General features: G+C 70.1%; 4 protein-coding genes and 1 pseudogene. All 5 read right to left on the minus strand.

The window, feature by feature from the left end:
• A pseudogene (locus tag DW821_RS09995) lies at positions 1-324 on the minus strand (hydrolase Nlp/P60); the annotation flags it as partial.
• Between the two features lie 2 nt (positions 325-326).
• Complete coding sequence (locus DW821_RS10000; protein WP_118066730.1) at positions 327-2,804, minus strand: VirB4-like conjugal transfer ATPase, CD1110 family; 2,478 nt, start codon at positions 2,802-2,804, stop codon at positions 327-329.
• Entirely contained in the window at positions 2,773-3,198 is a 426-nt protein-coding gene (locus tag DW821_RS10005) for a PrgI family protein (RefSeq protein ID WP_099432729.1), read from the minus strand. The genes DW821_RS10000 and DW821_RS10005 overlap by 32 nt, the downstream gene beginning before the upstream one ends.
• 12 nt (positions 3,199-3,210) lie before the next feature.
• Entirely contained in the window at positions 3,211-3,426 is a 216-nt protein-coding gene (locus DW821_RS10010; protein WP_006234636.1) for a hypothetical protein, read from the minus strand.
• Positions 3,427-3,510: 84 nt separating this feature from the next.
• A complete protein-coding gene (locus tag DW821_RS10015; RefSeq protein WP_370221273.1) occupies positions 3,511-5,214 on the minus strand; it encodes a VirD4-like conjugal transfer protein, CD1115 family in 1,704 nt (567 codons plus the stop codon).
• Positions 5,215-5,223 lie beyond the last annotated feature (9 nt).

Raw genomic sequence — 5,223 nt, forward strand, 5'->3', positions numbered from 1 at the left:
CGAGTCGTCGAGCTGGGAGACGGCCTCCCGGGCGATCGCCAGCTTCGCCGCATCGACGCGCGAGCGCATCGCGGCCGCCGCGCGCCGGTCGCCGGCTGGTTGGGACAATTTGTCCCCGAGCCCGCCTTCTCGCGCGTCGGGCCTGGAAGGGCGCCCCTTCGCCGTTGCGGCGGGGCCTCCCGCCTCGTCGAGCGGGCCGGCACCCTCCGAGACGTTTCCCAGGGCGTCGCGCTCGGTCTCCGCGACGTCGCCCGCGGTGAGCACGTCGCGGCGCTGCGCCCCGACCACCTCGAGCATCCCGCCGCCCTCGCTCGGGCCGGCCATTCCTATTCCTCCGCCTCTCGCGCCGCCCGGCGCATCTCGCGCTCGGCGACCTCTGCGGGCTTGGTGTTCCACAGGTCGTAGAGCGGGCCTTTCGGGAAGTCGTCGGTGATGGGCACGCGGATCCCGGCGCTGATGAGCAGGCCCTCGCCGGGCTTGACGGCGTCGCCGATGTAGCCGCGCTCCGTGGCGGAGAGCTGGAGCATCTCCGCCCATGCGTCGAGGTCGGCGGTGGACTGCTTGTGCAGCAGGAAGAACTCGGAGTTGAGCACCATGTCGCGGGCCTCGGCGTTGGCCAGCATGTGGCTCGTGTTCTGGCTGATGTCGGTGCAGATGAGGCCGAACTTGCGCCCCTCGCGCCACAGGCGGGCGAAGTACTCGACCACCGTCGGGTGCGCGAAGAGGCTCTGCACCTCGTCGATGTAGAGCCAGGTGTAGTTGGGGCGCGGCGGCGTTACCATCACGCGGTTGCGCACCATCTCGAGCGCCGTGATCATGCCGAACACGCGCATGTTCTGGCCGAGGCCGTGCATGTCGATGTTGGTGATGCGGTTGTCGAGCGCCACGTTGCTCTGGCCGTTGAAGAAGGAGAACGCGCCCTTCACGTAGCGCTCGTAGCGCAGCGCGATGTCGGCGGCCTCGGGCTCGGGCTGAGCGAGCAGCGCCGCGTGGAAGTCGCCGAGCGTGGGCAGGCGGCCGTCCCTCGCGCACTCCCGGTACGCCTCGCCGACGCAGCGGGCGATGATCGAGCGGTCGCGCTCCGGCAGGCCCTCGCGGCCCTCGGCCATGAGCGCGCTCGAGAGCGCGAGCACCGCGTCGGTCTTGTACGCGAGCTTGGCGGCGTCGGCGCGGTCCGCGACGTCGGCGGTGTCGAGGGGGTTGAGCACCGCCGAGCATCCCGGGGCGAGCTCGACGTTCGCACCGCCGAGCGCGCCGACGAGGTTGCCGTACTCGCCGGCCGGGTCGAAGATCACGACCTCGTCCTCGGGGTGCGCGAGCACGGTGTTGGTTATCTCGCGCTTCACCGAGAAGCTCTTGCCCGATCCGGGCTTGCCGCACACGAAGCCCATGGGGCTCGCCAGGCGCTTGCGGTCGCACAGCACCAGGTTCCCGCTCTCCCTGGACTGCCCGTAGTAGCCTCCGCCCGCCTCGTCGAGGCTCTGGCTCGCGAAGGGCATCTGCATGGCCACCTGCCCCGTGGTGAGGTAGCGGCTCACGGTGACGTGGTTGTCCCCGAGCGGGAGCACCGAGTTGAGAGCCTGGCGCTGCCGGAAGTGGAGCGGCTCGAGGCCGATCGTGCAGCCCTGCGCGACGCTCGTCACCTGCTGGACGCGGCGGTCGAGCTCCTCGAGGCTGTCGGCCCAGGTGTAGACGAGGCCCGTGTAGACGAACAGGCGCTCGGACTTGTTGCGCAGGAAGTCGAGCAGCTCCTCGGCCTCCTCCTTCGAGAAGCGCAGCTCGGGCGGCAGGATCTGGTAGTCGTAGCCCTTCTTCACGGCGCTCATCTGCTCGTCGATGATCTCCTTGTCCATCCAGTCGATCTGGCGCTTCACGAGCGCGAGCGCCTCGCTCTGCGCGATGGGCTGCACGTGCAGCGTCACGTTGAGCGGCAGCGGCAGGTCGATGATGGAGGCGAGGTAGGTCTCCTCGATGACCGACCCGAAGCTGCGCACCGCGAGCACCGCGCCGTAGCGCCCGTCGCTGCGGAAGCAGTCGGACCTGCCCTCGGGCTTGAAGTCGAGCGTGGAGGGCATGACGAAGTCCTTCGTGCGCGCGCCCGACGTCGGGGACAATTTGTCCCAGGAGAACTCGAAGCGCGACCCCGGGCGCAGCTGCCCCTGCAAAAGCTCGAGCCTCTCGACGCCGTCGAGGGCGCGCGACGAGCAGCGTATGCGCGCGAGCGTCTGCTCCACGTCGCCCCGGATGCGCGCGAGCTTGGGCACCGCGGCGTCGACGTCGTCGGCGCCCACGGCGTAGGTCAGGTAGCGGTGGCGCACGAGGTTCGAGACGCCCTCGCGCATCTTGTCGTTGAGGATCCGGTTGTACTCTTCGGCGAGCCCGGCGGTGGCGCGCTCCCCGGGCTCGAAGAAGACCTTGCGGCCGACCTCGTCGGCGGGGATGGGCGCGTTCACTACCTGGAGCTGCACGTGGGAGTCCGCCGGGAAGTAGTTGAACAGCGAGCTCATCACGGTGAAGGCCGTCTCGCGCGCCTCCTTGCGCGCGGACTGGTAGCTGATGTCGGAGAACTCGACCGTCTGGCTGAACACCCCGGGCATCACCTGGGCGATGCCGTCCCTGTACATGGCGTCGTAGCCGACGTAGGCGGCCATCTCGCGCGAGCGGTCGCGCTCCCGGCGGCGCCTCTGCCGCTCGGCCTCCGCGCCCTTCGAGGCGTCCTTGCGCCCGCCCGTGCCGCCGAGGAGCAGCCCGAGGGTGCTCGGGCGCTTCGGCCTATTCTCCTTGTTGCTTCTTGCTCGGCTCATAGAGCTCGGCTCCTTTCTTCCTTGCCCTGCGCCTCGCGCGACGTCCCGGGCGGCCCGGGCGCGGCGAGCCCTCGGGGAGGCTCCCGGCGAGGCAGGGCTCGTACGCGAGCAGCTGCGGGGAGAGCTCGTGGGCCGCCAAAAGCGGCAGCAGCTCCTCGGCGCGCATGCCGAAGGGCCGCCAGAACCCGGCGAGCCAGAACGGCATGCTGCAGAGCATGATCGGGAAGGCCGCGTCCGCGACGTCTGCGCGCAGGCCCAGGTGGACGAAGGCCGCCGCCCCGACCGCGCTGCCGAAGCCGAGCGACACGCATGCGAGCGTGCGCAGGCTCATCTTCCCGACGATCTTCTCCTCGTACTCCCCGATGTCCTTCTGCACCGGTATCCGGAGCGCCATCCGCGACGCCCCCTATGCCGGCAGCCAGGACGTGTCCAGCTGCCCGAAGTAGACCGACGCGGCGATGATGATCGCGCCGCCGGCGATGGTGGAAATGGCGGTCGCGATCTGCGGGCCGCCCTGCTGCTCCCTGATGGCCAGGCCGAGCGAGACCGCTCCCCACACGACCAGGAAGCCGCCGAGGAAGGTCACGCAGCCCGACACGAGCTTGATGACGTTTGCGAGCATGCTGCTCTCCTTTGCTTTCGGTTGACGATGTTCCTTGCTGCTCCTCCCCCGCGGCGGGGGAGGCCCGCGCCCTCCGCGGCCCCGTCACGAGGCGCCGTCCTTCCGCCTGCGGTACTCCGCGAAGTCGAACGGGCCGCGGCGCGTGGCCTCCTCGAGCAGGCGCGAGCGCGGGTGGCGCTCGAGCCGGTACTTCCGGTCCATGAGCGGCATGCAGCCGTTCACGAGCACGAGCGCGTCCTCGCGCGGCATGCGCGCCACCTCGGCGGGCTGTATGAGGTCGCGCTCGGAGATGCCGCGGTTCACGGTCCGGGTCCAGCCGGCGCCCCGCGAGTCGCTCTGCGTCTCGCTCGCCACCGTCTGCTTGCCGGCCATCTTGCTGATCTCCTCGTTGGTCTCGTTCGCCTTGCCGCCCAGGTAGAGCAGCGTGTCGCAGGCGTTCACGATGGTCTCGGCGTTGTTGTCGCCGTAGGTCTCCTTCAGCTGCGAGAGCGACTGGGCGATCATCGAGACGGCGATGTTCCTGCTGCGGGTGACGGCGATGGTCCGCTCGAAGTCGGGTATGCGCCCGATGTTGGCGAACTCGTCGAAGACGAAGTGCACCGTCGTGGGCAGCGAGCCGCCGTGCGCCTCGAGCGCCTCGGCGCAAAGCGCGCTCACGGCCGTATCCATGAGCAGGGCGAACAGGAAGTCGAAGGTCGAGTCGGTGTCGCTCATAGACGCGAAGAGCGCGACCTTGGCGCCCTCGTCGCCCATGTGGGCGAGGTCGAGCTCGTCTTTGGAGGTGAGGTCGCGCACGGCGCGGATGGAAAGCGGCTTCAGGCGGACGTTGCAGCTCGAGAGCATCGACTTCATGGTGTCGCCGGCGGCCACGCGGAACTCGCGGTAGCTCGCGAGCGCGAAGTCGTCGGGCGGCGCGGGCTCGCGGACCTTGACCCACTCCCACGCGCCGTCCTCCTCGGAAAAGCCGCGCAGCGATCCGCCCGCCGCCGAGGCGCCGCCGCGCCTGACGTAGCGCTCGCCGGTCTCCAGCTCGCGGAACACCATGTCGAGCGGGCTCATGTAGCCCGGGTCGTCGCGGGCGTCGGCGAGCGAGAGCAGCGTGAGCAGCCCGTCGAGGTTTCGGTCGGCGGGCTCGCAGTGCATGACGAGGTAGGCCGTGAGCGCGGTGTAGACCAGGCGCTCGGCCTTCTCCCAGTAGGGGTCGCCCTTGTGGTCGGCGTCGCCCTCGGTGTTGGCGACGATGCCGCGGGCGAAGCGGATGACGCCCGCCTCGTCGCGTATGTAGGCTATGGGGTTGAAGCGCATGGAGCGCGTGAAGTCGATGGTGTCGAACGCGCGGATCTCGTAGCCGAGCTCCGCCAGCGCGCCGCCCATCTCGCGGATGAGCGTGCCCTTCGGGTCGGTCACGAAGAAGCTGGCGTTGGCCTGCAGGAGGTTCGGCTTGACGTAGTAGCGCGTCTTGCCGGTGCCGGGTCCTCCCACCACGAGCACGTTGTCGTTGGTGTCGGTGGAGAGGTCGAACCTGCGGCTCACGAGGCGGATGCGCGCGTTGTCGGTGAGGATGATGTTGTTGTCGGGGTCCTTGGGGTCGCCGAAGGGCGCGATGTCCTTGCGCGTGGCCCACCTGGAGCTACCGTGCTCCTCGCCGTCGCGCCGGGCCCCCTTGGTCCCCAGTGAGCGGGCCCAGGCGAGGAGCGCGCCGCACGCGCAGGCGGTCCCGGCGCACAGGGGAACCGCCTCCGCGGAGAAGACGCGCCCCGCGCGGAGCGCCGCGGGGATCGCCGCCATGGCGGCCTC

It is taken from the genome of Collinsella sp. AM33-4BH, from assembly GCF_003469205.1.
Classification (GTDB): Bacteria; Actinomycetota; Coriobacteriia; order Coriobacteriales; family Coriobacteriaceae; genus Collinsella.